Source organism: Diaminobutyricimonas aerilata (assembly GCF_002797715.1).
Classification (GTDB): domain Bacteria; phylum Actinomycetota; class Actinomycetes; order Actinomycetales; family Microbacteriaceae; genus Diaminobutyricimonas; species Diaminobutyricimonas aerilata.
This window is the reverse complement of the sequence record NZ_PGFF01000001.1, coordinates 3,338,576-3,365,216: the sequence shown is the minus strand read 5'-3', so window position 1 is coordinate 3,365,216 and position 26,641 is coordinate 3,338,576. Positions and strand designations below refer to the sequence as shown.

Below are 26,641 nucleotides of genomic sequence, written 5' to 3'. Positions count from 1 at the left end.
CGACCGTGGCGCGCATCCTCGTCGCCGGAGCGAGCGGCGTCATCGGGCGCCGGCTGCTGCCCGCGCTCGTGCTCGCCGGGCACGAGGTGCACGGCACCACCCGCCGTGAGGAGCGGATCGAGCGCATCCAGGCGAGCGGCGCCCACGGGATGCTGCTCGACGCCCTCGACGGTGACGCCGTCCACGCGGCCGTGCGCGAGGTGCACCCCGACGTCGTCATCCACCAGCTGACCGACCTCGCGCAGCTCGACTTCGCCGGCAACGCGCGCGTACGCACCGACGGCACGCGGCACCTCGTCGACGCGGCGCTCGCCGTGGGCGTGGAACGGATGGTCGCGCAGAGCATCGCGTGGGCGTACCGGCCGGGCGCGACACCGGCCGACGAGTCCACTCCGCTCGACCTGGACGACGAGGGCACAGGCCGCCGCACCTACCCGTCGATCGCGGGACTCGAGGCGCAGGTGGCGCGGATGCCCGTGGGCGTCGTGCTCCGCTACGGGCTGTTCTACGGTCCGGGCACCTGGTACGCGCCCGACGGGGCGCTCGCCGAGCAGGCGCGACAGGGTCGGGTGACGCCGACGACCGACATGACCTCCTGGGTGCACGTCGACGACGCCGTCGCCGCCACGGTGCTCGCGGTCGAGTGGCCCGCCGGCGCCGTCAACGTCGTCGACGACGACCCGGCTCCCGCCGCGGAGTGGGCGCCGATCTTCTGCCGCGGCTTCGGCGCAGAGCTTCGCGAGCTCTCGCCCGCACCCGCCCCCGGCCGCGCCGCATCCAACGCCCTCGCGCGTTCCCGCGGCTGGGCACCCGAGCATCCGACCTGGCGCGAGAGCCTGCTCGACTGATGACCGACGCGACGCGCGCGGCGGCACCGCGACGGTGGGCTCGAATCGCGCTCGTGAGCGCGGCCGCCGCCGCGGCGTGCGCGCTCGCGTCCACCGTGCTCACGGTGCTGTTCCTCATCGAACTGAGCGCGGTCGGGGCCACCTGGCTGCCGTGGGCCGTGAACCTCGTGCTCGCCTCACCGCTCATGGTGGCGGCCGTCGCGGCGTCCCTGCGCTCACGCGGCGCCCTCTCCAGCCGGCGGTACGCGCTCGTGGTGTCGTCCTCCGTCGTCGGCGGGGCCGCCGGGCTCGCGGTCGTCGTGACGTGGAGTGCGGGATTCGACGCGGTGGACGCGGGCCGGCCCACGCACCCGCTCGAGGGCGAGATCATCGTGGCGGGCCTCCTGATCGCGTGGCTGTGCATCGCGACGGCGCTCGCCCTGCTCGGGCACGCCGCCTGGCGGAGGTCGCACCTCGACCCCGCCGCTCGGCGCACGCTCGCCGTGCTGGCGGGCCTCGTCGGGCCGCCGGTCGCGGGCGCCACGGTGCTGCTGCCGATCGGAGCACTGCTGCTCGCCGGTGGTGCACTCGCCGTCGTGCTCCTCGATCGCGGCCGCGCCGCCGTCACGCCCTGAGGAACTCGACGATCGCGCGACTCAACGGCTCGGGGGCCTCCTCGGCGCTGTGGTGTCCCGACTCGATGACGGCGTGCCTCACGTCGGTGGCCCACCGCCCCCACACCTTCGCGACGTCCGCGTGGAGGTTCTCCTCCGACGCCTGCAGCACGAGCAATGGAGGCTCGACGCGTCGGCCGGATGACCGGTCCCGCAACTCGTCGGCACGATCCACGGTGAGTCCGGCGCGATAGTCCTCCAGCATCGCGTGCACGGTCGCCGGGTTCCGCACGGCGTTCAGCCACTCGGCGTGGTTCTCGGCACCCATACTGTTCGGATCCGCGCCGTACCAGGCCTCCGGATCGGCGGTGATGACCCGTTCCGGTACGTGCGACTGAGCGAAGAAGAACCAGTGGAACCACTCGGTCGCGAACTCCGGCGTGAGGTTCTCCAGGTGCTCGCTGATCGGGATGCAGTCCATGAGCACGAGGCGTTCGACGCGCGAGGGGGAGTCGAGAGCGAGCCGCAGTGCCACATAGCTGCCGCGGTCGTGGCCGACGAGGTGGAACCGCTCGTGGCCGAGACGGTCCATGAGGCCGAGGATGTCGCCGGCCATCGCGCGCTTCGAGTACGGGGCGTGATCGGCGGTGGTCGCTGGACCGCTCGACCTTCCGTAGCCGCGCAGGTCGGGGCACACGACCGTGAATCCTGCGTCGACGACCAGCGGGGCCACGCGATGCCACGTGCTCGAGGTGCGCGGATGCCCGTGCAGGAGCACGACGGGCGGGCCGGACCCACCCCACCGCGCGAAGACGCGCGAGTCGCCGAGATCGAACGTGTCCTCTTCGAAGCCCTCGAACATCCGGTCAGCCTGCCCACGCGCGCTGGGATGTCGCTGGAATCGCGTGAGCGGGGGCGGGCATGGAGCGGCAGCAGGTGCGGGCCGGCGGTCCACCGTCCGTTCACCCGGCGGTCACCGGCGGGTCGTCTCGTCGTCCATCCCCGGTTGGGTGGCGCTCCGTAACGTTCGCGAGGTTCCCCCTCGAAAGAAACGGTTCGTCGTGCCCGATTCCGCCCTCCGCTCCACCCGCGCCGCCGCTGCGGCCCTCGTGATCGGCGCCGTCGCCGCATCCGTACTCGTCGCCGCTCCCGCCCAGGCCGCCGTCGCCGACCGCTGGCCGCTCATCGTCACCGAGATCGTGCCCGACACGACCGGCGGCGACGAGTTCGAGTTCTTCGAGGTGACCAACACCACGGACGCCCCGATCGACCTCGCGGCCGAGGGCATCGGGTTCGCCTACTACGGCGGTACCAGCCCCGTGGCCCTCACCGTCGAAGAGCCGACGGTCATCCCCGGGGGTGCGACGACGGTGTTCTGGCTGAGCTACCGCAACGACACGGGAACGATCGACAGCTTCGCGCGTACGGAGGACGAGTTCCGCGCGAGCTTCCCCGCGACGCAGGCGAACACCTACGACATCGTGCGCGTGACCGGCCAGGCGGGCATGGCCAACGGCGGCGCCCGCGGCATCCGCGTGCTCGACGCCGACGGCGGCACGATCTCCGACTCGTTCTACCCGGGCGGGTCCGCGGCCGAGAACGCGGGCGTCACCTTCGGGGTGCCGGCCGACGAGACCGGTGTGCTCATGCAACCGCGCGAGCAGCGCGTCGCGCCCACTCCCGGCACGATCGATGCCGCCCTCCTGCAGCCGTTGCCGCCGACCGAGGAACCGGAGGAGTGGAGCAACGCCGGCGCCCACTGGCCGCTCGTCGTCACCGAGATCGCCGCCGACAACACGGGGGCCGACAACTTCGAGTACTTCGAGGTCGCGAACACCACCGACGAGCCGATCGCACTCGGCGCCGCGGGCATCCGCTTCCACTACATCTACACCGACAGCGACGTGCGCGACCGCGACGTCGTGCTCACCGTGCCCGAGGGCACGGTCGTGCCGGCGCGCGGCGTCACGGTGTTCTGGACCTCCACCCCGAACGAGGCGATCACCGAGGCGCAGTTCCGCACGTTCTACCCGTCGCTGCCCGCCGACGTCGAGGTCGTGCGCGCGACCGGGCAGGGCGCGTTCGCGAACGGCGGCGACCGCGGCGTGCGGATCGTCGACGCCGACGGCACGGCGATCGGGTGGTCGTTCTACCCGGCCGGGTCGGTGAGCGGCGGGCTCGGTGCCGAGTACCGCGTGCCCGACGTCATCGGTACCCCTTCGATGCCGCTGCACCGCAGCCTCGTCGGCCCCACGCCCGGCGTCGTCGACCCGGCCGTGCTGCACAGCGCGCTCGAGCGCCCGGAGGACCCGGTTCTGGTGACGGCTCCGCTGCAGATCACCGAGCTGCTCCCGGACTCGACGAATGTCGGCAGCGCCGACGGGTACGAGTTCGTCGAGGTCTACAACGCCACGAACCGGCCGGTCGACTTCTCGGACTACACGCTCCGCTACCTGTACCCCCTCGCCGACCTGAGCAACAGCTCGACCGCGCTGTGGCCGTCGACGCCGCGGGATGCGGTGGTCGAGCCGGGCGGAACGCTCGTCTTCTGGATCAAGAACGGTGCGAACGACGCCCTCACCGCGGCCGACTTCAACGCCCGGTTCGGCACCGACCTCGAGCTCGGCGTCGACCTCGTCGAGGTCTTCTCCGGCGGTATGGCGAACGGCTCTCCCCGTGGACTGGAGATCATCACGAACTCCGGCGTCTCCCTGAACCGCGCGTACTACAACCTCGGCGGTGTCGACGACACCGTCGCGGATGCGGGCATCCAGTACACCGCGAACCCCGACGACACGAACATCCAGACCAAGAGCGGCATCTCGCCCGCGACGCCCGGTCGCGTCGGCGACACGCAAGTGCCGGTCGCTCTCATGCCGTCGCCCGTCGACACCGTCGCGCCCGTCATCGAGAACCGCACCCCGGCGACGTTCACGCCGGGCGCCGCGGCGATCGACTTCGCCGCGCGCGTGACCGACGAGACCCTCGTGCGCACCGTGACCCTCGAGCTCTCGAACGACGTCGACGGGCCGATGGGCAGCTACAACCTGCTGCCCGACGAGGACGGCGTGTTCCGCTTCTCGCTGCCCGCCGTCGACACGATCGGCAAGGGACGGTACGACTACCGCCTCACCGCATCCGACGGCGACAACCTCGCCGACACCGGCGCGGCGGCCGTCGTGAGCGACACGACGCCCGCCCCCGTGCGACTCTCCGTCGAGAACGGCGCGTTCCTCTCCGGCGTGCAGGATCTGCGGGCGACGGGCGAGACCGCCCCGCCGGCGCTCGATCTCCTGATCGACTCCACCCGGGTCCAGACGCGCATCGAAGTCGAGCGCGAACCGGTGTTCGCGTTCGAGGCGACCGCGACCGACGCGTACTTCCGCAACGGCGTGCGCATGGGCGACGAGGTGCTCACCATCTTCGACCGCGGCGTCTACGGCGGCGTCGAGACCGTGCAGTCCGCCATCCCGCTCGACGAGGTCGAGCCCGGGCGCCCCTTCGCCGTGCGGATCTACGCCGGCACGAAGGCGGCGCCGGAGATCGACCCGAACGAGAACAACGACAACTTCTCCGTGTACAACATGCGCCTCGTGCTGCCGGACGGCCGCACGCTGCGCGCCCCCGAGTACACCGACCCGACGAAGATCATCGCGATGGGTGACAGCGGCGGATCGGTCGACTACTTCGAGACGACGTTCACGCTGCCCGACGACGCCTTCACCTCCGTGGCCCACGAGTGGGACACGACGAAGGTGTCGGACGGATCGCACACGGTCTCGGCGGTCGGCGCCGCCGGGTCGTCGACCGTGACGGTCAGGGTCGACAACACTGCGCCCGCGGTGACCACCGACCTCGAGGAGCGTCTCTACCAGGGCGAGTTCGTCATCGACGCAGAGGCCACGGATGGGGGCTCGGGTCTTGAGAGCCTCACCGCGACGCTCGACGGCGAGGCGATCACCCTCCCGTTCCGCACCTCCTCGCTGCAGCTCGCCGCGGCGGAGCACGTCGCGGTGTTCACGGCGACGGATGCCCTCGGCAACGTCGGCACGCGGGAGGTGCGCTTCACGACCCCGGTCGAGGAGCCCGGCAACGAGTTGCTGTCGCCGGAGGACGGCGCTGAGCTCGAGGGCGACTCCGTCGACCTGCGCGCTCGCGCGACGGACCCGAGCGGCGACCGGCTCGACGTGTCGTTCCGCCGCGGCTACGAGCTGACGCCGGGCGCCGGCGTCCAGGTGTCGAGCGGTACCGCGACGGACGCCCTCGCCGTGGACCGCCCCGAGGCGACGCCCGTGACCGAGGACCAGGCGCGTGCGATGGCCGCCTTCGACGAGACGATCGGCAGTGTCGAGAGCTCGAGCAAGCTGCCGTACCAGCTCTTCGAGGTGGCCGTGCCGGCCGACGCCGGCGAGGGCGCCCAGGTGCGCATCCGCTGGGACGGATCGGCGAACGCCGACGCCAAGGTGCTCATGTACGTGCTCGACCCGGCCGCGGGCGCGTGGACCGAGGTCGACCGGCACCTCACCACCGGCGGCGCGCCGACGACGTTCACGCTCGACGCGCTCGTGGCTGCGGACGCCTACGCCCGCGACGGCGTGGTGACGGTGCTCGTGCAGCATTCGGAGGGCTTCGCCGGCGACGACCTGTCGACGCGGCAGACCCCGGTCGAGCCGAACCACCCGGAGGACACCCCGCGTTCGGCGTACGACTTCACGTTCGCGTGGGAGTCGGACACGCAGTACTACAACGCGAACGACGACATCTACGACCGCCAGGTGGCCATCCACCAGTACCTGTTGCGCGAGCGCAGCGACCTCAACCTGCAGTACCTCATGCACACGGGCGACATCGTCGACCAGTCGGAGGACCCGGCCCAGTGGCTGCGCGCCGACCCGGCGTACCGCCTGCTCGACGACGCGGATCTGCCGTACGGCGTGCTCGCCGGCAACCACGACGTCAACCAGCAGACGAACGACTACACGAAGTACAGCCAGTACTTCGGCGAGGCGCGGTACGCCGACAACCCCTGGTACGGCGGCACGCACCTCGACAACCGCGGGCACTACGACCTCATGACCATGGGCGGGCTCGACTTCATCGTGCTCTACATGGGATGGGCGCCCGGCGACGAGCAGATCGCGTGGATGAACGAGGTGCTCGCGCAGTACCCCGAGCGCACCGCGATCGTCGCCCTGCACGAGTTCATGCTCACGACCGGCGGCCTCGGACCGGTGCCGCAGCGCATCCTCGACGAGGTCATCGCCGTCAACCCGAACGTCAGGTTCGTGTCGTCGGGGCACTACCACGACGCGTACACGCGCCTGTTCGAGTACGACGACGACGGCGACGGCACGCCCGATCGCACGGTCACGGCGATGCTGTTCGACTACCAGGGTCTGCCGGAGGGCGGTCAGGGGTACCTGCGCCTCATGCACTTCGACAACGTCGGTCAGGCGATCACGGTGCGTACGTTCTCGCCCTACGAGCACGACTACGACTCCGAGGACCCGACGCTCGAGCAGCAGCACCAGGAGTTCACGATCCCCTACGCGCAGGCCGGCATCGTGCCCCGTGCGAAGACGCTCGCGGCGGACGCGTTCCAGGCGGACGTGCTGACGGCGGATGTTCTCGGCTCGTTCTCGGATGTCGAGAGCGGGGCGGAACTCGAGACCGAGTGGGCCGCGGGTGAGGGCACGCACGCCTGGTACGTGCAGTCGACGGACCCGCACGGTGCGGTCGCCTACTCGGAGGTGCGCGCGTTCACGCTGCTCGGCGACGACGAGGAGCCGGGTGGCGAGGAGCCGGGCGACGGTGCTCCCGCGCAGCCGTCGGTCCCCGTTCCGGGCGACCAGCTCGATCCGGCCGGCGAGAACGCGATCGACGCGCCCGACAGCGCGCGTCAGGGTGACGCGATCGCGATCACGGTGGGAACGCAGTTCGCCGGTCAGTGGGTGCAGGCGTGGTTGCACGGCGACGGGCCCATCGCGCTCGGCGGGTGGACCCGCGTCGGTGCCGACGGCCGCATCTTCGCGGTGATCCCCGCATCCGCTCCGGTGGGCGACTACCGGCTCGCGGTGCAGGATGCGGACGGTGCGGTGATCGGATGGACGCCGCTCGAGGTGCTGCCGGCACTCGTCGCGGTCGATCCGACCTCGCCGGCCGCCGGTGCACCGGTGCGTCCGGTCGGCGGCGCGCTCGCGGCGACGGGAGCGGGCGACGCGCTGCCGCTCGCGCTGGGTGCCGGGATGCTGCTGCTCGGCGGAGCCGTGCTGTTCGGCATCCGTCGCCGTCGGGAGAGCTGACACCCCTCGTTCTCAGCGCCCCGTCGGCCTCGAGTCGACGGGGCACTTCGGCGTGCGGGTGGAATGTGCGGCCGGGGCTTGCGATTATACCCCCTAGGGGTATGCTCATCGTCAGGAGGTCATCATGTCGGATCACGCGATGCACACGGGGCACGAACACCACGGCCATGACGAGGCGGCCGGATGGCGCTCGGTGTCGTGGGGGATGGCGGCGCAGGCGACGCTGCACTGTCTGATCGGATGCGCCATCGGCGAGGTGCTCGGCATGGTGATCGGAACGAGCCTCGGTCTGCACGACCTGGCCACCGTGGCCCTCGCCATCGCTCTCGCGTTCGTGTTCGGCTACGCGCTGACGATGCGCGGTGTACTGCGCGCCGGCGTGCCGTTCCGCAACGCCCTCAAGATCGCGCTCGCGGCGGACACCATCTCGATCGCCGTCATGGAGGTCGTCGACAACGCGGCGATGCTCTCGATCCCGGGCGCGATGGAGGCGGGCGTCACGTCGTGGGTGTTCTGGGTCTCGCTCGCCGGTGCGCTCGCGCTCGCGTTCGTGGTGACCACCCCGGTGAACCGCTGGATGATCGCGCGCGGCAAGGGCCACGCGGTCGTCCACGCGTACCACCACTGACCCGCGCCCGTTCCCTGAGTGGTCGGGGTCCCGTTCCCTGAGCTTGTCGAAGGGAACCGTTGTGCAACCCGCTTCGACAGGCTCAGCGACCGTCCGTTCCCTGAGCCTGTCGAAGGGAACTGTTGTGTCACCCGCTTCGACAGGCTGAGCTTGCGGTTGGGCCACCCGCCCGTGCCTCTCACCCCGACCGTGCTGCCGGGATGGCTTTCGCGGTGGCGCGTTGTCGACCGAGGGCGCGCCACTGTCGGGCGGCGTCGATGTGCGGCGGGGCGAGCATGTGGGGTTTGCCGCGGATCATCCGTAACCGGTAGTCGCTGTTGTGGAGCATGTAGTGGTGTGCCGTGCACAACAGCACGCCGTTGTCGATGTCGGTGGGTCCGTTGTGCCTCCACTCGACGAGGTGGTGCGCGTGACACCACGAGGGCGGTGCCGTGCACCCGGGCCAGATGCATCCGCCGTACCGGATTGCGAGCGCACGGCGTTGCGCCGCAGTGAACAGGCGCTCTTTGCGTCCGAGGTGGAGCACTTCGCCGTTGTCGCCGAGGACGATGGTCGACGTGTCGGCGTCGCAGGTGAGCGCCTTGGCGGTGAAGGCGCTGATCGGGGTGTCGACGTCGTCGATCCACGCCGACCCCGACCCGGCGGCGAGGTCTTGTGCGGAGACGACGATGCTCACCAGCGCGGTCGGCCGCAGCGACCCGCCATCCGGCGACCTCAGGCCGGCCGTGACGAGTCCCAGCAGGGTGTCGAACTGCCGTTGCCCACGGGTGCGCGGGTCCGAGTCCGGGTCGCTGGGGTCGAGGTCACCGGGACCGAGGAAACGCGGAGAGCGGCCCGGTGCGGTGCTCTCGGCCATGGCGGCGCGCAAGAGCCCAGCGGAGAGAGGGTCGGCGAGGCCGGAGAACGGAGTCATCCCGTCCACCTCCCGTCCGATCGTGAATCGACGCTGAGCTCGCAGCACCTCCTCTCGGGGCCGGGCGCCGTCTTGATCGAGGTGCGCCTGCCACACCGCGATGGAGTGCTTCAACGCATCCGCGGAGGTGGTGACCGCGAGGGTGACCAGTTCGAGTTCCGCGGCATCCAGCTCGTCGGGGTGCACCTGGCCGCGAGCGGCCACGGAGTCGAGCATGTCGATGATCCGGATCGCCGACTCGACTCCCACCCGCCCATCCCGCACCGCATCCGCCACCGCCGGGTGGGATGCGGGCAACGGGTCCCCGGTGAGCGTCACCCGACCACGCAGGGCCCCGGCGAGGCGGATCCGGGCGTGCGCCTCCCGCTGCGAGACGAGGGCGATCCGCTCGATGAGGTGTGCCGGTCGCGTGCATCCGTTCCGGTAGGCGAGACCCGCGGTGCCGAGCTCGTGACGGGACCGCTCCGCGACCTCGCCCGCGGTGGCCACGCGCACCGCGTCGGCGAGCCGACCGACGACCTCGCCGCGTCGAGTGAGGTCGCACAGCTCCGCGTCGGTCAGCGGCTGGACCGCCAGCGCGGCGGCCTCGCGCAGCAGGTGTTCCGCCTGCTCGAGAAGGGCCACCGCTCTGTCCATACTCCGATCGTGAACCTCACCACCGACAATACGTTTCTCCTGGCCAGAGGGCTGTTCCGCTGTGGATGGGCAGTCCCGATGATCCGCTGTGGAGGAGTGGCGCAGCCAGCCGGCACGCCGAGATCGGCGCCGGGAGCGAGGCGCGGTCCGGCGGGCTCAGCGCGCGTCGCTGATCGGAGGGAGGCGACGCCCCATCGCTCGCGCGTGGACAGGGTCAGGGCGTGACGACGTTGGTGCGGGGGAGCGCCTCGAGCGCAAGATCGGCGATGCGCTGCAACTCGTCGCGCTTGGCTCCGTCGAGTGCTCGCGCAGCGATGCCGGCCAACACACCGTTCACGTAGTCGGCGAGAGCCCGAGCCTCGTCGGTGTTGCGAACCTCCCCATCCGCGACGGCAGCTTCGAAGCGGCGAAGAATCGCCTCCCGGGTGGCTCTGCGACGCTCGGCGAGCAACGGTTCCCGCATGATGAGACATCCGTGCGGCGCGTCCTCCCGAGTGAAGTTGAGAACGGCGGAACGAAGCAACGCCGCCATGGCCGCTCGCACGTGTCGCGCGGCGAGGGCTTCGCCGAGCGAGCGGTCCAGGTTCGTCGCGTACAGATCGGACGCCTCCGCGAAGAGGGTCGCCTTGTCGCCGAATGCCGCATACAGGCTGGGCTGATTGATGCCGATGGCGCTCGCGAGCTGCGCCGTCGTCACGCCCGCGTAGCCGCGCCCCCAGAACTCGCGCATCGCGGTTTCCAGGGCAGCGGCTCTGTCGAAAGAGCGAGGTCGTCCGGCCATGAGCCCATTCTATATCAATCACTACAGAACGTGCTACGATCTGTAGTGACCAATACAGAATGGAGTGGACGATGCAGTACGAGGACTTCGAGGCGATTCGGGTCAACATCAGGGAGGGGGTGGCGTACGTCACGATCGACAACGCGCCGGTGAATGTCGAGGACGCGCGCCTGGTCGCGGATCTCTCCCGCTTCGCCCGCGTCGTGCAGAGCGATGAGGGAGTGCGGGTGATCGTGTTCCAGAGCGCCAACCCGGAATTCTTCGCGGCGCACGCGGACAACAACTGGATGTTCGACCCGGCCGGCCTCATGGCGCTTGCCGACCCCGAAGCAGACCCGGCTCTCAACCCGCTGCAACAGCTTCACGAACGGCTCCGCAACCTCCCTCAAATCACGATCGCGAAGCTCCGGGGCCGACTGCGTGCAGGGGGAGCCGAATTCGCCATGACCGCCGACATGCGTTTCGCGGCCGCCGGCGAGACCTGGCTCTCGCAGCCGGAATCGTTGATGGGCATCTTCCCCGGCGGTGGTGGCACTCAGTACCTCAACCGACTGGTCGGGCGGGCGCGGGGGCTGGAGATCGCCTTGAGCGGCGAGCTCTACGACAGCGCAACCGCCGAGCGCTACGGATGGATCAACCGCGAGATCCCCGGCCAGTACCTGGACGTGTGGGTCGACTCGATCGCGCGCCGCATCGCGCTCCTCCCGAAGGGCGTCGCGGCTGCGGCCAAGGAGGCCTTCGACGCGGCGGAGGCGAGCGGACCGGTCCCCGACCTGGCCGAAGAGGCTCGCGCGCACGCCAAGGTGTACCCCTCGCCGCAGGCCGTGGTCGACCGGGTCGAGGTGCTCATGAGCCACGGCGGGCAACAGCGGGTCGCGGAGCTGAACCTCGAGGAGTCTCTGCGCTCCATCCCCTGGCCCTCAGCCGAGTGATCGCCCGTTCGGGCTGAGCGGATGGTTACGCAGTAGCGCGGCTACGTCATGAAGGGCCGGTCACGGGGACCGGCCCTTCACGTGGTGCGCGGTGGGCACCCGGTGCCTCATGGCCGATGTGTCAGCGCGCCGGGATGCCCGCCGACTCGCCGCCGTCGGCGATGAACTCGCCGCCGGTCGCGAAAGCGGAGTCGTCGCTCGCCAGGAAGAGCACGAGGGGCGACAGCTCCGTGTCCTCCGCCTGACGGTGCAGCGCGACGTTGGCCGTGTTGTCGCCGAGCTCCTCGGTCATCGGGGTGCGCACGAATCCGGGGTGCACGGTGTTGGCCCGGATGCCGAATCCGCCGAGGTCGAGCGCCGTCGCCTTCGTCAGCCCGCGCAGCGCCCACTTCGACGCCGAGTACGCGGGCAGGTACGCGTAGCCCGTGATGCCCGCCGTCGACGAGACGTTGATGATGGAGCCTCCGCCGGCCTTGCGCATCTCGTCGATGACGGCCTTGGTGCCGTTCCACACCCCGGTGAGGTTCACGCCGATCACCTCGTCCCACATCTCGTGGCTGTGGGTCTCGATCGGCTCGCGCCGGAAGATCCCGGCGTTGTTGACGAGGATGTCGACGCGACCGAACTCGCGCGCGGCGGTGTCGACCACCACCGTCCACTGCTCCCGGTCGCGCACGTCGAGCGGAACGAAGCGCGCGCTGTCGCCGAGTTCCTCCGCCACCTTCTCGCCCTGCTCCGTGAGCACGTCGGCGAGCACCACCTTCGCCCCCTCGGCGACGAACAGACGCGCGTGCGCGGCGCCCATCCCCCGAGCGGCGCCCGTGATGATGGCGACCTTCCCATCCAGCTTTCCCATGAGTGTCTTCCCTTCTGCGTCGTTGTTTCTCGGATCAGGAGCGGACGTGCCGTCCTGGTTCAGGAGGTCAGGCGTCGCGTGAGGTCCGCGAGCCCGGCCTGGGTGTGCTCATCGAGGGCGTCGTCGCTGGCCGCGATGACCTCCCCGTCGTCGATGTAGGTGCCGGACGGCACGTCGGCGAGCACCGCCTCGCGGATGCGTGCGCCTCCGTGCTCGACCGGAGCCCCGCCGCCGCCGAACATGGAGTGGAGCAGCGAGGTGCTGATCACGCCGGGGCTGATCGCGACGACGCTGATGTCGCGCGGGAGCCGGCTCGCGAGCCACGCGGAGTAGGTGACGATGGCGAGCTTCGACTGGGCGTAGGCGCGCACCGGGTCGTACCCGTGCTCCAGGTCGAGATCGTCGAGGGCGAGCGAGGTCATCCGGTGGGTCGTCGATCCGACGTTGACGATCCGCCCGCCGTCGCTCATCCCGGGGATCAGCAGCTCCGACCACAGGGTCAGCGCGAGGTAGTTGACCTGGATGGTGCGCTCGTGCCCGTCGGCGGTGAGCTGCCGGCGCCTGCTGCCCGGCACGCCCGCGTTGTTCACGAGCACGTCGATCCCGTCGGCGAGGTCGAGCACGCGCCGTGCGGCGCTGCGCACCTCGGCGAAGGAGGTGAAGTCGGCGCTCACGTAGTCGACGGATGCCCGGCCGGCGGACCGCAGTTCCGCGAGCAGCTCGCCGACCTCCGCCTCCGACTCAGGGCCTTGCACGATCAGGTGACCGGCCTCGGCTGCCAGCCGTCGTGCCGCTGCAGCCCCGATCCCGCTCGTCGCGCCGGTGAGCACGACGGTTCTGCCTTCGATCTCCACTGTCTTCTCCTTCCGAATGTGGTGGCCGACTGCCCGCCGACCGGTGTCAGTCGCGCGTGAGCGCTTCCCACTTGGTCATCCGACGCCGCAGGTCGATCAGGTCGCCGTTCGTCGAGAAGGTGCCGTCGCCGCGGTGGTGCACCTCGCTCGCCGCGGGCGCGGCCGGGTCGATCCACGCCTTCTCGATCCGCAGCAGCCACAGGTCGTAGTCGCCGACGAGCCGGTCGTCGGCGACGGTGCACTCGACGTTTGCGAAGCACTCGGACACGAGGGGTGCGCGCACCGTCGCCGCGGGGGCCGGTGTCAGGCCGAAGCGCTCCCATTTGTCCGTGTCCGCGCCCGACACGTTGCCGATGTCGACGACGGTCTCGAGGATGTCCCGACCGGGGAGCCCGATCACGCACTCCCCGGTCGCGCGCAGCGCCGAGAAGGAGTGGTCCCACGGGCCGACGACGAGCGCGATCGTGCTGGAGTGCCGCACCGTCATGTTGAACCCGTTCGTCATGAGGTTGGCACGCCCCTGTTCGTCCGCGGTAGAGACGAGCACGACGGGGCCGGGCTCGAAGAGGCGGTGCACCTTGTCGAGCGGGTATTCCGTGAATCGGTCGGACATGACGGGCCGCTCAGATGATCTGCTGCGTCGGCAGGATCGTGATCTCGGTGAGGTTCACGTGCTTCGGCAGGCCCGCGACGAACGCGACCGTCTCGGCGACGTCCCGCGACTGCAGCACGTCGATCTGCTCGATGAGGTCGGCCATGAGGCGGCTCGCGTCGGGATCGGTGACGTGGTCGGGGAGCTCCGTGTCGACCATGCCCGGCTCGACCGTCGACACCCGGACGTTCTTGCGTCCGAGCTCGGTACGCAGCAGCCGCGTGATGTGGCTGATGTAGGCCTTCGTGCCCGAGTACACCTGGAACTTCTCGAGGATCCTCGTCGCGGCGATCGACGAGGTCGTCACCAGGTCGGCCGTGCGACCGGCGGCGGCAGCGGACTCGAGGCTCGGCACGAACGCCTGGATGGTGTTCATGACGCCCTTGATGTTCAGGTCGATCTGCGCGTCCCAGTCCTCGACCTTCAGGTCGGTGATCGTGGAGATGAGCTGCACGCCCGCGTTCGCGAACACGAGGTCGACCTCGCCGAGCTCGGTGGCGATCCGCTCCGCCGCGGCGAGCACCTGAGCGCGGTCGGTCACGTCGGTCGGCACCGCGATCGCCGTGCCGCCGTTCTGCTCGATGCGGGCCACCACGGCATCCAGTCGCTCGGCGCGACGCGCCAGCAGTGCGACCTTGGCGCCGAGTGCGGCGAAGGTCTCTGCGGTGGCCTCGCCGATGCCGCTCGACGCTCCGGTGACGACGGCGACGCGGCCGTCGAGTGCGCCCGGGGTGATGATTCCGGTCATGTGCTTCGTCTCCTCTGTGTCGTGGTTCCGGCCCCTCGTCCGGGGTCGGATCCAGCGTCACGCGTGGAGACGTCGCGACACAGGCCGCCGGTTTCCTAGCCGCGGCAGGGCCAGGCTGAGCGGTTCGAGCGGTTCAGGCGTCGTCGGGATGCGCCCGCGCTCACACGGGCAGGTGGTCGAGCAGCGGCAGCAGCCGGGCGGAGGCCGGGTGTGGTGTGGAGACGCGCACCACAAGACCGTCGCCACGCACCGTGCGACGGGCGAAGGCCACGTCACCGAGATCCGGATGGCGCACCGCGTAGGTGTCGAGCAGTCGCGGGCGCACCCGGGGCCCGGCCCACAGACGGTCGAAGCGAGCGCTCCGCTCCCGGAGCCGATCCACCGCCGCCTCGGCCTCGGATCGGGTGCGCTCGTCGGCGACGGCGTCGAGGAGCAGCGCCACGACGTCGTACTCCTCGTGGCGTAGGTCGGCATAGAACGACGCCGCGGCGGGGTCGGTGAACACCATCTGCGCGAGATCACCGCGTTCGGCGAACGGCAGGTGCAAGGCTCTCCACCGGCGGTTCGCGTCGACGACGAGCAGGCCGCTGGTCAAAACCACGGTCGGATCGCGCTCCGGCAAGGGCCAGGGGGCGCGAGCGCGCATCGACGGGGCGCGGACGGTCGGATGGTGCACCCTCGTACGCTAGGCACGCTCGGAGTGCGGCAGCCTGGCCCTGCTCCACCCTGGAGCGCGTGGTGGACGGCCGGGGCTCAGCCCGCCAGAGCGCTGTCGCCGACCGGCGACGCCACCTCATCCTTCGACAGCATCCGCAGCGCGCGCTCGCTCGCACTCGCCGGTTCCGCGCGGTAGACGACGAGCTGGTGCCCGGGCATGGCGGAGACCTCGAACGCGTCGAAGGCGATGGCGAACTCGCCGGCCTCGGGGTGCCGCAGCACCTTCTGATCGTGCGTCTTCGGTTCGACGTCGTGCGCGGCCCACAGTTCGGCGAAGTACGGGCTTCCGCCGGTGAGTCGATCGAGCAGCTCGCGGCGACGCGCGGTACCGGCGTAGAGCCCCGACGTGGCGCGGAGGTTCGCCACGCACCCCTTCGCCGCGCGCTCCCAGTCGACGTAGAAGGCGCGGCCCTCGGGGTCGAGGAAGACCATCTCGACGAGGTTCCGGGTGGAGACGAAGGGGCGGAACAGCGCGGTCGCGAGCGCGTTCATCGCCACGATGTCGAGCAAGGGATCGAGCACGAAACAGGCGGCTCCGGGCCACCCGTCCATGAGGCGCGTCAAAGTCGCGTCGACGGGTGGGTCCGTCTCGGCAAGCTCGGGCACCCAGGCGATCTGCGCGAGACCGTAGGCGTACCGTCGTTCGTGCAGGTTCAGATCGAGCGCGTGCGCGAGGGCGTCGAGCACCTGGGCTGAGGGATTCCTCTCCCGACCCTGCTCGAGTCGGGTGTAGTAGTCGACGCTGACGCCGGCGAGCAGCGCGACTTCGTCGCGACGCAGTCCCGGCACCCGCCGCCGTCCCGAGGCGGGGAAGGGCAGCGCATCGACGGAGGCCGCCGCACGCTTCGCTCGAAGGAAATCACCCAGCTCGCTCACGATCGCTCCCATGGCCAGGAGGCTACCCGCCGCGGCGGTCGCCGTGGCGACCGAGTCGGCCCGGAGGGTGGCCCCACCGCTGCTAGGTCGATCCTCAACAGTGCCCGACGAGGGTCATGCCGTCTCGGCGGCTGCGGTGAGCACGGCGTCGAGCAGGCCGGGAAACCGCTCGTCGAGTTCACGGCGACGGAGGGTCATCGTGATGAAGCGACCCTCCCGCTGTTGGTGCAGAAGCCCGCTTTCACGCAGCACGCGCCAATGGTGGCTCGCCGACGACTTGGGGACGTCCGGCAATGCGGTCGTGCAGTTGAGGTGTTCACCGGCCGCCAGTCGTGCGATCACACCTAGCCGGACGGGGTTCCCGAGGGCGGCGAGAACGTGGTCGAGCCGGATCCGGTCCACCTCAGGGTGGGTGAGCTGGGGCATGGTTCGACTCTACTCGAACCGTGTATCTTCTCTGTTCGAATCATTCCGAACAATGAAAGGAGCCGTATGGCGGCCTACATCAGCATCGACATGACCCCGCACGACCGCGACGCGATCGCGGAGTACGAACGCAACGTGCAGCCGATCCTCGAGAGCTACGGCGGGCGGGTGATCGCCAGGGACGAAGCCCCGATCATCGCCGAGGGCGGACGCAGCCCGCGGCTCGCGGTGCTCATCCGATTCGCGGACAAGGCGGCGTTCCGTCGCTTCTACGACTCCGACGAGTACGCGCCGTGGAAGGAGTTCCGCATGCGCAACGCCAGCGAAGACGCCATCGTGCTCGACGGCCCGGACGGCGTGTAGCGCCCCCGACGCCCCGTGCCTGGGTACACCGCACCCAGGCATGCGGCGGCCTGGCTCGGCGCGGAGGGCGACGACCAGCATGAGGCCGTCCACCCTCGACCGGAAGGAACCCCATGAACGCCCGCCCCGCGAACACCGTGTCCGACCTCGTCCTCAAGACCGCGGACGAGGAGGACCGCCGCATCCTCATCCGAGGCGCCTACGTCGTCACGATGGACCCCACGCAGCCCGACCTGCCGCGCGGCGACGTGCTCATCGAAGGCAGCCGCATCGCCGCCGTCGGTGCCGACCTCGGCGCGCACGGAGCGGCGACCGACGCGGTCGTGATCGATGCGGAGGGCGCGATCGTCGCCCCCGGCCTTGTCGACACCCATCGGCACGCATGGGAGGCCACCCTGCGCCGCAGCATCCCCGACGTCAACGACCTCGGCGAGTACGTCGTGTCCACGCTCAGCGGTGTCGCCCCCGTGCTCACCCCGGACGACGTCTACGTCGGCACGCGGCTGGCCGCCCTCACGGCGCTCGACAGCGGCATCACCTGCATGCTCGACTTCTCGCACAACTCGCGAACGGCCGAGCATTCGGACCGGGCCATCGCGGCGCTCGCGGAGACCGGGATCCGCGGTGTGCACGCGTCGATGGGACCGCACTTCGGCGAGTGGGACCACCAGTGGCCGGCGGACCTCGCCCGGCTGCGGTCGACGTACTTCGCGAGCGACGACCAGCTGCTCACCCTGCGGATCGCCGCCCTCGCCACCGACGAGATCGCCGGCCCCGAGATCGCCTACGGTCCCCGGCTGGCGGCCGTGGCGCGCGAGCTCGGCGTCGGCGTGAGCATCGACGCCGTGTTCGGGGAATCGTCGTCGCGCGCGGTGCTCGAGTGGGCCCGAGCCGGCATCCTCGACGCGCGCACCACGCTCATCCACAGCACCGGGCTCACGGCCGACGCGTGGAAGGCGATGGGCGAGGCCGGGGTGACCGTCGCCCTCGCCCCCACCTCGGATGCCCAGATCGGGCTCGAGACCGCGATCCCGGCGGTCGACGAAGCTCTCGCCGCGGGCATCCGCCCCGGCCTCAGCATCGACGTCGAGGTCGCGCTCGTCAGCGACATGTTCACCCAGATGCGCGCGCTGCTGGCCATCCAGCGGATGCGCGCGGTCAATGCGGCGTATGGAACGACGGCGGACGTCCAGCGCATCACCGCGCGCGACGTGCTCGACTTCGCCACCCTGCAGGGGGCCCGCACCAATGGGCTCGACGGGGTGACCGGCTCCATCACGCCCGGCAAGCAGGCGGACCTGCTGCTCATCGACGCCGAGGCAGTCAACAACATGCCGCTCAACGACGCGGTCGGCACGATCGTGCTCGGAACCGACCCCCGCAACGTCTCGGGGGTGTTCGTCGCCGGCCGCGTGCGCAAGTGGGACGGCGAACTCGTCGGGGTCGACCTCGAGGAGCTCCGCCGGTCGGTGCACGCCTCCCGCGACGGCATCATCGCGCGGGCCGGCGCCGGGGCGGAGGCCCTGTCGGTCATCCGCGGCCGCTAGACCGGCGACCGTTCACGCCCGGGTCGTCGCGATGCGGCGGCCCGGGCACGATGCCGCGGGGCTACGCTGGCCTCGTGGACACCCCCCGCGACGCGGCGCCGTCGGGCGGGAGCGTCTTCTACCGGCCGCAGCGACGCTCCAAGACGGCCGACGGACTCAGCCGCGAACGCATCGTCGAGGCGTGCGTGGCGCTCCTCGACCGCGAGGGGGCTGCCGCGCTCACCATGCGCAAGGTCGCCGCGGAACTCGACGTGCACGCGACGAGCCTCTACTGGCACGTGGAGCGTCGCGAAGACCTCGTCGACCTCGCCGTCGACGCGATCTTCGCGGGCGCCGCGGTTGCGCCGGCGCCGCACGGACCCTGGACCGAGGCGGTCCGTTCGGCGGCGACCGCCATGTACACCGCGCTCGCCGCGCATCCCTGGGCCGCGTCCTTCGCCGGTTCGCGCCCGCTCGTGGGGCCGAACGCCCTCGAGCTCTCGCGGCGCATCCTGCGGGGTCTCGAGAGCACCGGGGCGGATGTGCGACAGCGGGCGGTCGCGGCGACGGCGATCTCGAACCTGGTGCTCGGCGCGGCCGTCACGGCCGCGAGTGCGCGGGCACTCGGCCTCGACCGCGACACCGCGCTCACTCGCGAAGTGGTCGCCGCCGCCACGGGAGCGGGCGTGCCCTCGCTGCCGGTGCTCGAGTGGCAGCCCCGCTTCGAGGACGCTCTCGCCGTGCTGCTCGAGGGCGTCGCCGCTCGCCTCGGTCGCTAGGTCCGCCCGCTACTCCCGGCCCCGCAGCAGCATCACGGGTGCGAGCCGGGTGGCCGCGTGCGCCGTCGCCACCGTGGCCACCGTGGAGGCCAGCACCGCGACGCCGAGCAGCGGCAGCAGCACGGTCCAGGCGATCACGACCGTGGGCCCGCCGGTCGCCGAGACGGTCGAGCTGACGACGCCCACAACGGACACGGCGGATGCCAGCGTGCCGAGCGCGACGCCGACGCCGGCGACGATGAGGCCCTCGAGGGCGGTCGTTCCGAGAACCTGCGACCGGGTGAGTCCGGTCGCCCGCGCCGCGGCGAACTCAGCTTTCCGCGCGCTCGTGCCGATCACCGCCGCGTTGACGACGGCGAGCAGCGCGTAGAGGGCTCCGAGGCCGAGCACGACCACGAGGATGTCGGCCGATGTGCCGCTCGAGGCGGTCGCGGCGGCGCGCGCCCAGGCACCGTGGGTGCTCACCTCCCCCGCGGCGGCGAGCGCTTCAGCCGTCGCGTCGGGGTCGGCTCCCGCCTCGAGTTCAACGAAGGCGATGGCGTCGGCCCCCTGCAGGGCGGCCTGCGGCACCGCATCCGCGCGGAGCAGCAGCGCCGGTCCCGCGGCGAGCGATTCGGGCACCGCGCCGACCACGGACACCGTTCCGAGGTCCACGCCCGCGACACCGAGGCGCACCTGGCCGCCGGCGCCGGCGCCGAGCGCTCCGGGTCCGGCGACCGCGTCGCCGCGCTCGAGCGCGAGCACGGCCTCGGAGCCGCGGTGGGTCGCGGCGTACGCGGCGGGGTCGACGAGCGCGACGCGGCGCACCTCGGTGAGGGGCACGTCGTCAGGACCGACCGTGATTTCGCCGGGCACGACGACCTCGGTCGAGACGCTGCGCACGCCCGCGACGGTGGCGGGATCGATCGCGAACGGGTGGCTGCCGGTGACGACGAGGTCGGCGACCGTGCTGCGCCGCTGCTCCTCCGCTCCAGCGGCGCTGAATGAGAGGAGCGCGGTCGTCTGGCCCGCTACGAGGCCGACGAGAACGATCACCGGGGCGGCCATCGAGGCGCTGCGACGGCGGTCGTGCCGCAGCGCGGCGCGCGCCAGGCGCGCGAGGGGACCGCGCCCGATCGGCACGGCGCGAGCGGCCAGCGGCACGATCGCCGGTGCGAGCGCGGCGGCGGCGATGACCGCGGCGATCGACGCCGACATCGACATGGCCTGCCCGCCCGCGGGCCCCCCGACCGGCGCGATGGCGGCGAGCACCACCGCGATCACGGCGACGGCTCCGCCGGCGAGGAATCGGACGGGGGGTCCGGAGGCCGCGTCCGGTTCCTCTTCGCGCAGGGCTTCGAGTGGACGGACCCGCGAAGCGCGCCGGGCCGCGAGCAGCACTCCGGCCACGGCGAGACCCACCCCGACGCCGAGCGACACACCTGCGAGCCAGAACGGCCATCCGGAGGTCATGCCGTCGGGCAGGAAGCCGCGCTCGCGCATCATCCAGGACTGCACGCGCTCGGCGAGCACTCCGAGCGGGGCGCCCAGGAGGGCGCCCGCGGTGCCGAGCACCACGGCCTCGCCCACGAGCAGGCGGCGGAGCTGTGCCCGGCTCGAGCCGGCGAGGCCGAGCAGCGCCAGCTCTCGTCGGCGCTGGTCGACGGCGAAGGCGAACGTGGACGCGATGATGAACACCGCGAGCAGGGCCGCCAGCCCCAGGGTCGTGGCGACCACCGTGATGCCCACCACGCGGCTCTCCTCGAAGGTGAGTCGCGCGATCGCCGGCTCGACGGGAGCGGGGGTGGCGACAAGCGCGAGCAGGATCTGGAGCGACGACTGCACGAGCGCCACACCGAGTACCACGCTCAGCAGCGACCCGATGAACAGAACGCGTCGTTCGACGACGTTGCGGAGGGCGAGACGGAGCATCGGTCAGCGCTCCAGGGCGACGAGGCGCTCGGCGACGCGAGCGGTGGACGGGGAGGTCAATCGGTCGACGATGCGGCCGTCGCGCAGGAACAGCGTGACGTCGGCGCGGGCCGCGGCGGCGGGATCGTGGGTGACCATGATGACGGTCTGGCCCGCATCGACCGCCGCGCGCAGGAGGTCGAGCACCGCCCGCGCGGCTCCCGAGTCGAGGGCGCCCGTGGGTTCGTCGGCGAAGAGTACCTCCGGGCGGGTGATGAGTGCGCGCGCGATTGCGACGCGCTGCTGTTGACCGCCGGAGAGCTGGCGCGGTCGGTGCGTCGCGCGACCGCCGAGCCCGACCTGCTCGAGCACGCGCCGCGCGTCGGCGGACGACGGTCGCTGGCCGGCCAGGCGCAAGGGGAGCAGCACGTTCTCCTCGGCGGTCAGGGCCGGCAGCAGGTTGAAGCTCTGGAAGATGAAGCCGATGCGCGAGCGGCGCAGAGCGGTCAGCGCGTCTTCGTCGAGCTGCGACAGATCGGAATCCGCGAGCATCACGCGGCCACTGTCGGCGCGTTCGAGTCCCGCGGCGATGTGCAGGAGCGTCGACTTGCCGGAGCCCGACGGTCCCATCACGGCCGTCCATGTGCCGCGCGCGAACTCGACGTCGACGCCGTCGAGAGCGCGGACGGCGGTCTCCCCGCGACCGTAGGTGCGCTCCACGCCGTGCAAGGCGAGGGCCGGGGCGATCGCCCGGGGGGTGCTGTCGATCATCATGATTCCGTTCCCGCCGGATACGAGCATCCGACACTGTAGGTCTGAACCCTACGGCGTAGGGGAGTATTCCCCCGCCCGTGGCGAGCCGACCCCTCGACCCTCGCGGCGGCGGGCCCGCGGTGCCTGGCCGTATCACGACCTGGTTCGCGAACGGCGGTCGGGCGAAGGTGGATCCGCGACGTACTCACGGATCGCTGTACGAGAGGAGACCCCATGGACTTCGTCGAATCGGTGCGGTTGGAGGACGTCCGATTCCCGTTGCGGCGCCGCGTGGCCGTGGTCACCGGCGGAGCGGCGGGTATCGGGGCCGCCATCGCCCAGTCGCTCCACCTCGCGGGAGCGGCGGTCGCGCTCATCGACAAGAGCCGGCACGACCTGCGGCGCACACTGGACGACATGGCGGGCGACGGGCCGGCGATCTCCCTCGTCGCCGACGTGCGCGACCGTCACACCATCGACGCTGCTCGGCGGCGCGTCCACGCGGAGCTCGGCGAGCCCGATCTGGTCGTGGTCAATGCCGGAGTCATGTTCGGCGGCGACCTGATCGACTCCGACGACCACGAGTCCTCCGACATGCTCGCCGTCAACGTCGGGGGCATGATCACGACAGCCCGTGAGTTCCTGCCGGGGCTGCGCGCGGCGGCGGAAGCCGGCGGGCCGGCCGACCTCGTGCTGGTCGGTTCGATCGCCGGCAGCATCGTCTTCCCCGGATTCGCCGCCTACTCGGCCACCCAGGCGGCCATCCGACAGCTGGCCCGTACGCTCAGGGCGGAGGAGAGCGGATCGGGCGTGCGCGTGAAGCACCTGGAGCCGGGGGTGACGCTCACCGACCTCGGTGCACGCATCTCGAGCGCCGAGGCCCGGCGGGAGGTCGACGCGCTCCGCTCGTTCGAGCTTCCGCTCACCCCGGACGACGTGGCGCACGCGGTGACGTTCGCCGCTTCGCTGCCGGCCCACGTCAATCTCGCCGAGTTGACGGTCATCCCGACCGGTCACGGTCGGCTCGGAGCGGTCTGATGGGCCGGCTCGCCGGCTCGGACCAGTCCTTCGCGAACCTGCACGGCCGGGTGGCAGTGGTCACCGGCGCCTCCGGGGGCATCGGACGCGGCACCAGCCGGGCGCTGTTGCGGGCCGGTGCCAGCGTGGTCATGATCGCGCGCGACCAGGCCGGTCTCGAGGCCGCGTCCGAGGAGCTCGGCGACCAGGACCGCACGCTGCTGGTGACCGCCGACGTCACCGACCGGCTTCAGCTCGCCCGCGCCCGGGACGCCGTGCTCGAGACCTTCGGCCCTCCGGACCTCGTGGTGGTGGGCGCCGGCGTGATGCTCGGTGCCCCGTTCGAGGACGCGATCCCGAACGACTGGGTCTCCATGATCGATGTGAACCTGCACGGACTGCTGTTCACCGCCCAGACCTTCGCCGACGACCTCGTGCAAGCAGGAGAGGACGGCCGTCCGAGCGACCTGATCTTCATCGGGGCGATCGCCGGGCACGTGCTGTACCCCAACTTCTCGGTGTTCAACGCGGTCTCGGCCGCGATCGCGCAGCTGTCCCGCACGCTGCGTCTCGAGTACGGCCGACGCGGCCTGCGGGTGCACAACATCGAGCCGGGCTACACGACGAGCAGCTTCGGTCGCCACCTCTCCAACGACGAGGCGCAGCGCGTGTGGCGGGAGACCGAGGAGTCGATCACCTCGCGGGTCGACTCCAACGACGTCGGCGCGCTCGTCGCGATGACGGCGGCCCTGCCGTTCGGGCTCAACCTCGCGGAGATGGTGGTCGTGCCGACGGAGCAGGGGTGATCCACGTGCGGGGGCACGCTCCGACGCGTTCGCGGATACGGCACGCGCTGACGAGCGGTGTCCGGCGTGCGCTCCCCGCGGGAGCGGGTGCGGGGGAGGCGGCCGGCGCGATCGCCCTCCTCGTCGCCACGGGCGTCGCGCTCATCTGGGCGAACCTCGCGGGTGCCGCATACGACGAGTTCTGGCACACGCCGCTGCGGCTCGCGGTTGGGGAGGCCGTTCTCGAGCTCGACCTGCGTCACCTCATCAACGATGGACTCATGGCGTTCTTCTTCGCGCTCCTCGCACTCGAGGTGCGTCGGGAGATCGAGCTCGGTGAGCTGCGCAACCGGCGCCGCGCGGTGGTTCCCGTGGTAGCCGCGATCATGGGCCTCGCGGTGCCGGCACTCGTCTTCGTCGCCTTCACCGCCGGCACCGAGGAGGCCGCGGGGTGGGGCGTCGTCGTCTCGACCGACACCGCTTTCGTGCTCGGTCTGCTCGCGCTCGTAGGCAGGTTCATGCCCCCGCAGCTGCGTGTGTTCCTCGTCACGCTGTCGGTCGCCGACGACGTCGGCGCGCTCGCCATCATCGCCCTCGTCTACACCGACGAGATCCGGTGGATGCCCCTCGCCGTGGCTGTCGTCGGGCTCGCGGTCGTCGCGGGGCTGCGGTATCTGGGCGTGTGGCGACCGATGGGATACGTCGTCGCCTCCCTCGTGATCTGGGCCGCGGTGTACTCCTCGGGCGTCCACGCGACGCTGGCGGGTGTCGCGATCGCGCTGTTGCTGCCGATCTTCCCCACGAGAGTCGTCGACGTGCGCGACGCCAGTCGGCGGATGCGGAGGTTCGAGCAGTGGCCGTCGCCGGAGTACGCGCGCGATGTGGAGGAGCGGCTCCAGCGGGCGGTGTCGATCAACGAGCGCGCACACGGCGCGCTGTCGCCCTACGTGACCTTCCTCGTGCTGCCGGCGTTCGCGCTCGCGAACGCGGGCGTGCACATCACGCCGCAGACGCTCGTGACGGCGTTCGGGTCGTCGGTGACGTGGGGCATCATCGTGGCGCTCCTTCTCGGCAAGGCGGTCGGGATCGCGGGCACGGCGCTCATCGCGGTGGCCATCCGTCGCGACGCGCTCGGCCCCGGCCTGCTCGTGCGCCACATCGCCGCGGTGAGCGTGGTCTCGGGCATCGGCTTCACCCTGTCGCTCTTCATCGCCGAGCTCGCGTTCTCCGATCCTGTCATGCTCAGCAACGCGCGGATCGGCATCCTGGGTGCGACGGTGCTCGCGGCCACCGCCGGCTCGATCGCGTTCGCCCTGCTCGGGCGGGCCGAGAGGCGCCGGGCCTCAGGCGGAACCCGCCTGTCTCGCCCGGTCGACCCCCAGCGCGATCACCTGCGCGGCCCCGCGGAGGCGCCGATCACGGTGGTCGAGTACGGGAGCTTCGCGAGCGAGACGTGCGTCGTGACGAGTGCGGTGATCGCCGAGCTGCGGGAACGGTTCGGCGCCGACCTGCGCTTCGTCTATCGCCACCTCCCGATCGAAGGGGAGGCGGCCCGGCACGCGGCGCTCGCCGCCGAGGCCGCTGCCCGTCAGGGGCGCTTCTGGGCGTTCCACGACGCGCTCTTCGACGACCCGGACGGCGACGACCGCGTGCGCAGGGCGGCGGTCGCCGCGGGCATGAACCTCCGGCTCTTCGAGCGGGATGTGCGCGATCGCGCGGGCAGCGAGCGTCTCGACGAGGACGAGGCTGACGCGGCGGCGATGCGGCTCTCGCGCGCGCCGAGCATCTTCCTCCAGGGTGTGCTGCACGACGGGCCGACCGACACGGAGACCCTCATCGCGGCGGTTCAGCGGGTCAGGTCCGCCACCTCGGTCGCCGCGGGGTGAGCGACGGCTGCGGCATCCGGAGCCTCGGTGCGGATGTGGCAGATGACCAGGCGGTAGCCGGGATGGCTCGGCACCTCGAAGCCGAGCGCGTCGACCGTCATCGGGCCACGCACGTCGTGGTGCAGCACTGCCGTGTGCCCGGCAGACACCGCGATGTCGAACCCGTCCCACATCGCGGAGAAATCCGCGCTCCCCGTGCGCAATGAGGCGATGAACGCCTCACGGTCGGCCGACGACGGGTAGTAGGTGGAGAGCAGTCGCATCGTGCCGACGGCCCACCGGGCGCAGCCGTCCCAACCGGCGAAGAACGTACGGGCGCGCGCATCGAGGAACAGCATCTCGGCGAAGTTGCCGGTGTGCGTGAATCCGCGGAACATCTCCCCGGTCGCCGCGCTGGTGACGACGATGTTCAGCAGCGGATCGACGATGAACGCGGGCATCTGCCAGCTCTGCACCATGTCGATGAGGGGCGACGGCAGTTCGGCCGACGGCGGGGTGTCGGCTCGGCGCACCGTCGCGTGGTGACCGGCGAGCCGATGCAGGAAGGTGCGCTCGTCGTCGCCCAGCCGTAGCGCTCGCGACAGTGCGTCGACGACCTGCGGCGACGGGTGGGGTTCGCGCCCCTGCTCGAGTCGGATGTAGTAGTCGACGCTCACGCCCGCGCTCGCCGCAACCTCTTGACGACGCAGGCCCGGAACCCGCCTGGTGCCGTGCGGGTATGGGCTGTGCTCGGGAAGCAGCCGGTTGCGGCGGCTGCGGAGGAACGCGCCCAGATCGCCGACGTCGGGACTCATCGGAAGGGGCATGCCCGGCGTGGTCGTCGCAGGCGACGTCGTCTCCGGAGGCGTTGCGCTCGGGGGTGGGGCTGAGTGGGGTCGAG

General features: G+C 71.3%; 24 protein-coding genes. 11 read left to right on the top strand and 13 right to left on the bottom strand.

Going from position 1 to position 26,641, the window contains the following annotated elements:
* The first annotated feature begins 5 nt into the window (after nucleotides 1-5).
* Nucleotides 6-848 (top strand): NAD-dependent epimerase/dehydratase family protein, encoded by an 843-nt coding sequence (locus tag CLV46_RS15950; RefSeq protein WP_100365683.1) that lies wholly within the window; start codon nucleotides 6-8, stop codon nucleotides 846-848.
* A complete protein-coding gene (locus tag CLV46_RS15945) occupies nucleotides 848-1,462 on the top strand; it encodes a hypothetical protein (RefSeq protein WP_100365682.1) in 615 nt (204 codons plus the stop codon). The genes CLV46_RS15950 and CLV46_RS15945 overlap by 1 nt, the downstream gene beginning before the upstream one ends.
* Here CLV46_RS15945 and CLV46_RS15940 read toward each other — a convergent pair.
* The gene (locus CLV46_RS15940) at nucleotides 1,452-2,303 is read right to left on the bottom strand and encodes an alpha/beta fold hydrolase (protein WP_100365681.1); all 852 of its coding nucleotides are present in this window, start codon (nucleotides 2,301-2,303) and stop codon (nucleotides 1,452-1,454) included. The genes CLV46_RS15945 and CLV46_RS15940 overlap by 11 nt on opposite strands.
* Before the next feature lie 199 nt (nucleotides 2,304-2,502).
* Here CLV46_RS15940 and CLV46_RS15935 point away from each other — a divergent pair, with 199 nt between their 5' ends.
* A complete protein-coding gene (locus CLV46_RS15935) occupies nucleotides 2,503-7,743 on the top strand; it encodes a lamin tail domain-containing protein (protein ID WP_100365680.1) in 5,241 nt (1,746 codons plus the stop codon).
* A 124-nt stretch (nucleotides 7,744-7,867) separates the two neighbouring features.
* On the top strand, nucleotides 7,868-8,371 hold the full coding sequence (locus CLV46_RS15930; RefSeq protein WP_100365679.1) for a DUF4396 domain-containing protein: 504 nt from the start codon (nucleotides 7,868-7,870) through the stop codon (nucleotides 8,369-8,371).
* Between the two features lie 178 nt (nucleotides 8,372-8,549).
* Here CLV46_RS15930 and CLV46_RS15925 read toward each other — a convergent pair whose 3' ends face one another.
* The gene (locus tag CLV46_RS15925) at nucleotides 8,550-9,920 is read right to left on the bottom strand and encodes an HNH endonuclease signature motif containing protein (protein ID WP_100365678.1); all 1,371 of its coding nucleotides are present in this window, start codon (nucleotides 9,918-9,920) and stop codon (nucleotides 8,550-8,552) included.
* A 214-nt stretch (nucleotides 9,921-10,134) separates the two neighbouring features.
* Nucleotides 10,135-10,701, bottom strand: a complete 567-nt coding sequence (locus tag CLV46_RS15920; protein WP_100365677.1) for a TetR/AcrR family transcriptional regulator — start codon at nucleotides 10,699-10,701, stop codon at nucleotides 10,135-10,137.
* 59 nt (nucleotides 10,702-10,760) lie between these two features.
* Here CLV46_RS15920 and CLV46_RS15915 point away from each other — a divergent pair, with 59 nt between their 5' ends.
* The gene (locus CLV46_RS15915) at nucleotides 10,761-11,633 is read left to right on the top strand and encodes an enoyl-CoA hydratase/isomerase family protein (protein ID WP_211282215.1); all 873 of its coding nucleotides are present in this window, start codon (nucleotides 10,761-10,763) and stop codon (nucleotides 11,631-11,633) included.
* A gap of 121 nt (nucleotides 11,634-11,754) precedes the next feature.
* On the opposite strand, the gene CLV46_RS15910 is transcribed toward CLV46_RS15915, so the two are convergent.
* From CLV46_RS15910 to CLV46_RS15880, 7 genes are all read right to left on the bottom strand, one after another.
* Complete coding sequence (locus CLV46_RS15910) at nucleotides 11,755-12,489, bottom strand: glucose 1-dehydrogenase (RefSeq protein ID WP_100365676.1); 735 nt, start codon at nucleotides 12,487-12,489, stop codon at nucleotides 11,755-11,757.
* Between the two features lie 59 nt (nucleotides 12,490-12,548).
* Complete coding sequence (locus CLV46_RS15905) at nucleotides 12,549-13,343, bottom strand: SDR family NAD(P)-dependent oxidoreductase (RefSeq protein WP_211282214.1); 795 nt, start codon at nucleotides 13,341-13,343, stop codon at nucleotides 12,549-12,551.
* Between the two features lie 46 nt (nucleotides 13,344-13,389).
* Nucleotides 13,390-13,956, bottom strand: coding sequence for a flavin reductase family protein (locus CLV46_RS15900; protein ID WP_100365675.1), 567 nt, complete (start codon nucleotides 13,954-13,956; stop codon nucleotides 13,390-13,392).
* Nucleotides 13,957-13,966: 10 nt separating this feature from the next.
* The gene (locus CLV46_RS15895; RefSeq protein ID WP_100365674.1) at nucleotides 13,967-14,743 is read right to left on the bottom strand and encodes an SDR family oxidoreductase; all 777 of its coding nucleotides are present in this window, start codon (nucleotides 14,741-14,743) and stop codon (nucleotides 13,967-13,969) included.
* A gap of 160 nt (nucleotides 14,744-14,903) precedes the next feature.
* Nucleotides 14,904-15,344 carry an MmyB family transcriptional regulator gene (locus CLV46_RS15890; protein WP_157802364.1) on the bottom strand — a complete coding sequence of 147 codons (441 nt, stop codon included), beginning with the start codon at nucleotides 15,342-15,344 and terminating at the stop codon, nucleotides 14,904-14,906.
* A 152-nt stretch (nucleotides 15,345-15,496) separates the two neighbouring features.
* A complete protein-coding gene (locus CLV46_RS15885) occupies nucleotides 15,497-16,348 on the bottom strand; it encodes a helix-turn-helix domain-containing protein (protein WP_100365672.1) in 852 nt (283 codons plus the stop codon).
* A 102-nt stretch (nucleotides 16,349-16,450) separates the two neighbouring features.
* The gene (locus CLV46_RS15880; RefSeq protein WP_100365671.1) at nucleotides 16,451-16,762 is read right to left on the bottom strand and encodes an ArsR/SmtB family transcription factor; all 312 of its coding nucleotides are present in this window, start codon (nucleotides 16,760-16,762) and stop codon (nucleotides 16,451-16,453) included.
* Nucleotides 16,763-16,828: 66 nt separating this feature from the next.
* Between CLV46_RS15880 and CLV46_RS15875 the strand changes: the two genes are divergently transcribed.
* The 3 genes from CLV46_RS15875 to CLV46_RS15865 all read left to right on the top strand — a co-directional run bounded on the left by CLV46_RS15875 (nucleotide 16,829) and on the right by CLV46_RS15865 (nucleotide 19,430).
* On the top strand, nucleotides 16,829-17,125 hold the full coding sequence (locus CLV46_RS15875) for a DUF1330 domain-containing protein (RefSeq protein ID WP_100365670.1): 297 nt from the start codon (nucleotides 16,829-16,831) through the stop codon (nucleotides 17,123-17,125).
* Between the two features lie 113 nt (nucleotides 17,126-17,238).
* The gene (locus CLV46_RS15870) at nucleotides 17,239-18,672 is read left to right on the top strand and encodes an amidohydrolase family protein (protein ID WP_100365669.1); all 1,434 of its coding nucleotides are present in this window, start codon (nucleotides 17,239-17,241) and stop codon (nucleotides 18,670-18,672) included.
* 74 nt (nucleotides 18,673-18,746) lie between these two features.
* Complete coding sequence (locus tag CLV46_RS15865) at nucleotides 18,747-19,430, top strand: TetR/AcrR family transcriptional regulator C-terminal domain-containing protein (RefSeq protein ID WP_211282213.1); 684 nt, start codon at nucleotides 18,747-18,749, stop codon at nucleotides 19,428-19,430.
* A 9-nt stretch (nucleotides 19,431-19,439) separates the two neighbouring features.
* On the opposite strand, the gene CLV46_RS15860 is transcribed toward CLV46_RS15865, so the two are convergent.
* Nucleotides 19,440-21,341: an ABC transporter permease gene (locus tag CLV46_RS15860; protein WP_100365667.1), complete on the bottom strand. Its 1,902-nt coding sequence runs from the start codon at nucleotides 21,339-21,341 to the stop codon at nucleotides 19,440-19,442.
* A gap of 3 nt (nucleotides 21,342-21,344) precedes the next feature.
* Entirely contained in the window at nucleotides 21,345-22,091 is a 747-nt protein-coding gene (locus tag CLV46_RS15855; protein WP_170028610.1) for an ABC transporter ATP-binding protein, read from the bottom strand.
* Nucleotides 22,092-22,307: 216 nt separating this feature from the next.
* Here CLV46_RS15855 and CLV46_RS15850 point away from each other — a divergent pair, with 216 nt between their 5' ends.
* Genes CLV46_RS15850 through nhaA form a run of 3 tightly spaced genes read left to right on the top strand, consistent with a single transcriptional unit; the run spans nucleotide 22,308 to nucleotide 25,761 of the window.
* Nucleotides 22,308-23,111: an SDR family oxidoreductase gene (locus CLV46_RS15850; protein ID WP_100365666.1), complete on the top strand. Its 804-nt coding sequence runs from the start codon at nucleotides 22,308-22,310 to the stop codon at nucleotides 23,109-23,111.
* On the top strand, nucleotides 23,111-23,896 hold the full coding sequence (locus CLV46_RS15845; RefSeq protein ID WP_100365665.1) for an SDR family oxidoreductase: 786 nt from the start codon (nucleotides 23,111-23,113) through the stop codon (nucleotides 23,894-23,896). The genes CLV46_RS15850 and CLV46_RS15845 overlap by 1 nt, the downstream gene beginning before the upstream one ends.
* Nucleotides 23,893-25,761 carry a Na+/H+ antiporter NhaA gene (gene nhaA, locus CLV46_RS15840; protein WP_170028608.1) on the top strand — a complete coding sequence of 623 codons (1,869 nt, stop codon included), beginning with the start codon at nucleotides 23,893-23,895 and terminating at the stop codon, nucleotides 25,759-25,761. Before CLV46_RS15845 ends, nhaA begins: the two co-directional genes overlap by 4 nt.
* Here the strand turns inward: nhaA and CLV46_RS15835 are convergent.
* Nucleotides 25,722-26,567 (bottom strand): helix-turn-helix transcriptional regulator, encoded by an 846-nt coding sequence (locus tag CLV46_RS15835; RefSeq protein WP_157802363.1) that lies wholly within the window; start codon nucleotides 26,565-26,567, stop codon nucleotides 25,722-25,724. The two genes, nhaA and CLV46_RS15835, sit on opposite strands and share 40 nt — an antisense overlap.
* Between the last annotated feature and the right edge of the window lie 74 nt (nucleotides 26,568-26,641).

What these genes read in the sequence shown, in the direction of transcription:
- CLV46_RS15855 (WP_170028610.1), bottom strand. Translation starts at nt 22,091, where the DNA reads ATGATCGACAGCACCCCCCGGGCGATCGCCCCGGCCCTCGCCTTGCAC.
- CLV46_RS15915 (WP_211282215.1), top strand. Translation starts at nt 10,761, where the DNA reads ATGGAGTGGACGATGCAGTACGAGGACTTCGAGGCGATTCGGGTCAAC.
- CLV46_RS15870 (WP_100365669.1), top strand. Translation starts at nt 17,239, where the DNA reads ATGAACGCCCGCCCCGCGAACACCGTGTCCGACCTCGTCCTCAAGACC.
- CLV46_RS15885 (WP_100365672.1), bottom strand. Translation starts at nt 16,348, where the DNA reads ATGGGAGCGATCGTGAGCGAGCTGGGTGATTTCCTTCGAGCGAAGCGT.
- CLV46_RS15900 (WP_100365675.1), bottom strand. Translation starts at nt 13,956, where the DNA reads ATGTCCGACCGATTCACGGAATACCCGCTCGACAAGGTGCACCGCCTC.
- CLV46_RS15945 (WP_100365682.1), top strand. Translation starts at nt 848, where the DNA reads ATGACCGACGCGACGCGCGCGGCGGCACCGCGACGGTGGGCTCGAATC.
- CLV46_RS15845 (WP_100365665.1), top strand. Translation starts at nt 23,111, where the DNA reads ATGGGCCGGCTCGCCGGCTCGGACCAGTCCTTCGCGAACCTGCACGGC.
- CLV46_RS15930 (WP_100365679.1), top strand. Translation starts at nt 7,868, where the DNA reads ATGTCGGATCACGCGATGCACACGGGGCACGAACACCACGGCCATGAC.
- CLV46_RS15875 (WP_100365670.1), top strand. Translation starts at nt 16,829, where the DNA reads ATGGCGGCCTACATCAGCATCGACATGACCCCGCACGACCGCGACGCG.
- CLV46_RS15880 (WP_100365671.1), bottom strand. Translation starts at nt 16,762, where the DNA reads ATGCCCCAGCTCACCCACCCTGAGGTGGACCGGATCCGGCTCGACCAC.
- CLV46_RS15850 (WP_100365666.1), top strand. Translation starts at nt 22,308, where the DNA reads ATGGACTTCGTCGAATCGGTGCGGTTGGAGGACGTCCGATTCCCGTTG.
- CLV46_RS15920 (WP_100365677.1), bottom strand. Translation starts at nt 10,701, where the DNA reads ATGGCCGGACGACCTCGCTCTTTCGACAGAGCCGCTGCCCTGGAAACC.
- CLV46_RS15835 (WP_157802363.1), bottom strand. Translation starts at nt 26,567, where the DNA reads ATGCCCCTTCCGATGAGTCCCGACGTCGGCGATCTGGGCGCGTTCCTC.
- CLV46_RS15895 (WP_100365674.1), bottom strand. Translation starts at nt 14,743, where the DNA reads ATGACCGGAATCATCACCCCGGGCGCACTCGACGGCCGCGTCGCCGTC.
- CLV46_RS15925 (WP_100365678.1), bottom strand. Translation starts at nt 9,920, where the DNA reads ATGGACAGAGCGGTGGCCCTTCTCGAGCAGGCGGAACACCTGCTGCGC.
- CLV46_RS15860 (WP_100365667.1), bottom strand. Translation starts at nt 21,341, where the DNA reads ATGCTCCGTCTCGCCCTCCGCAACGTCGTCGAACGACGCGTTCTGTTC.
- CLV46_RS15940 (WP_100365681.1), bottom strand. Translation starts at nt 2,303, where the DNA reads ATGTTCGAGGGCTTCGAAGAGGACACGTTCGATCTCGGCGACTCGCGC.
- CLV46_RS15910 (WP_100365676.1), bottom strand. Translation starts at nt 12,489, where the DNA reads ATGGGAAAGCTGGATGGGAAGGTCGCCATCATCACGGGCGCCGCTCGG.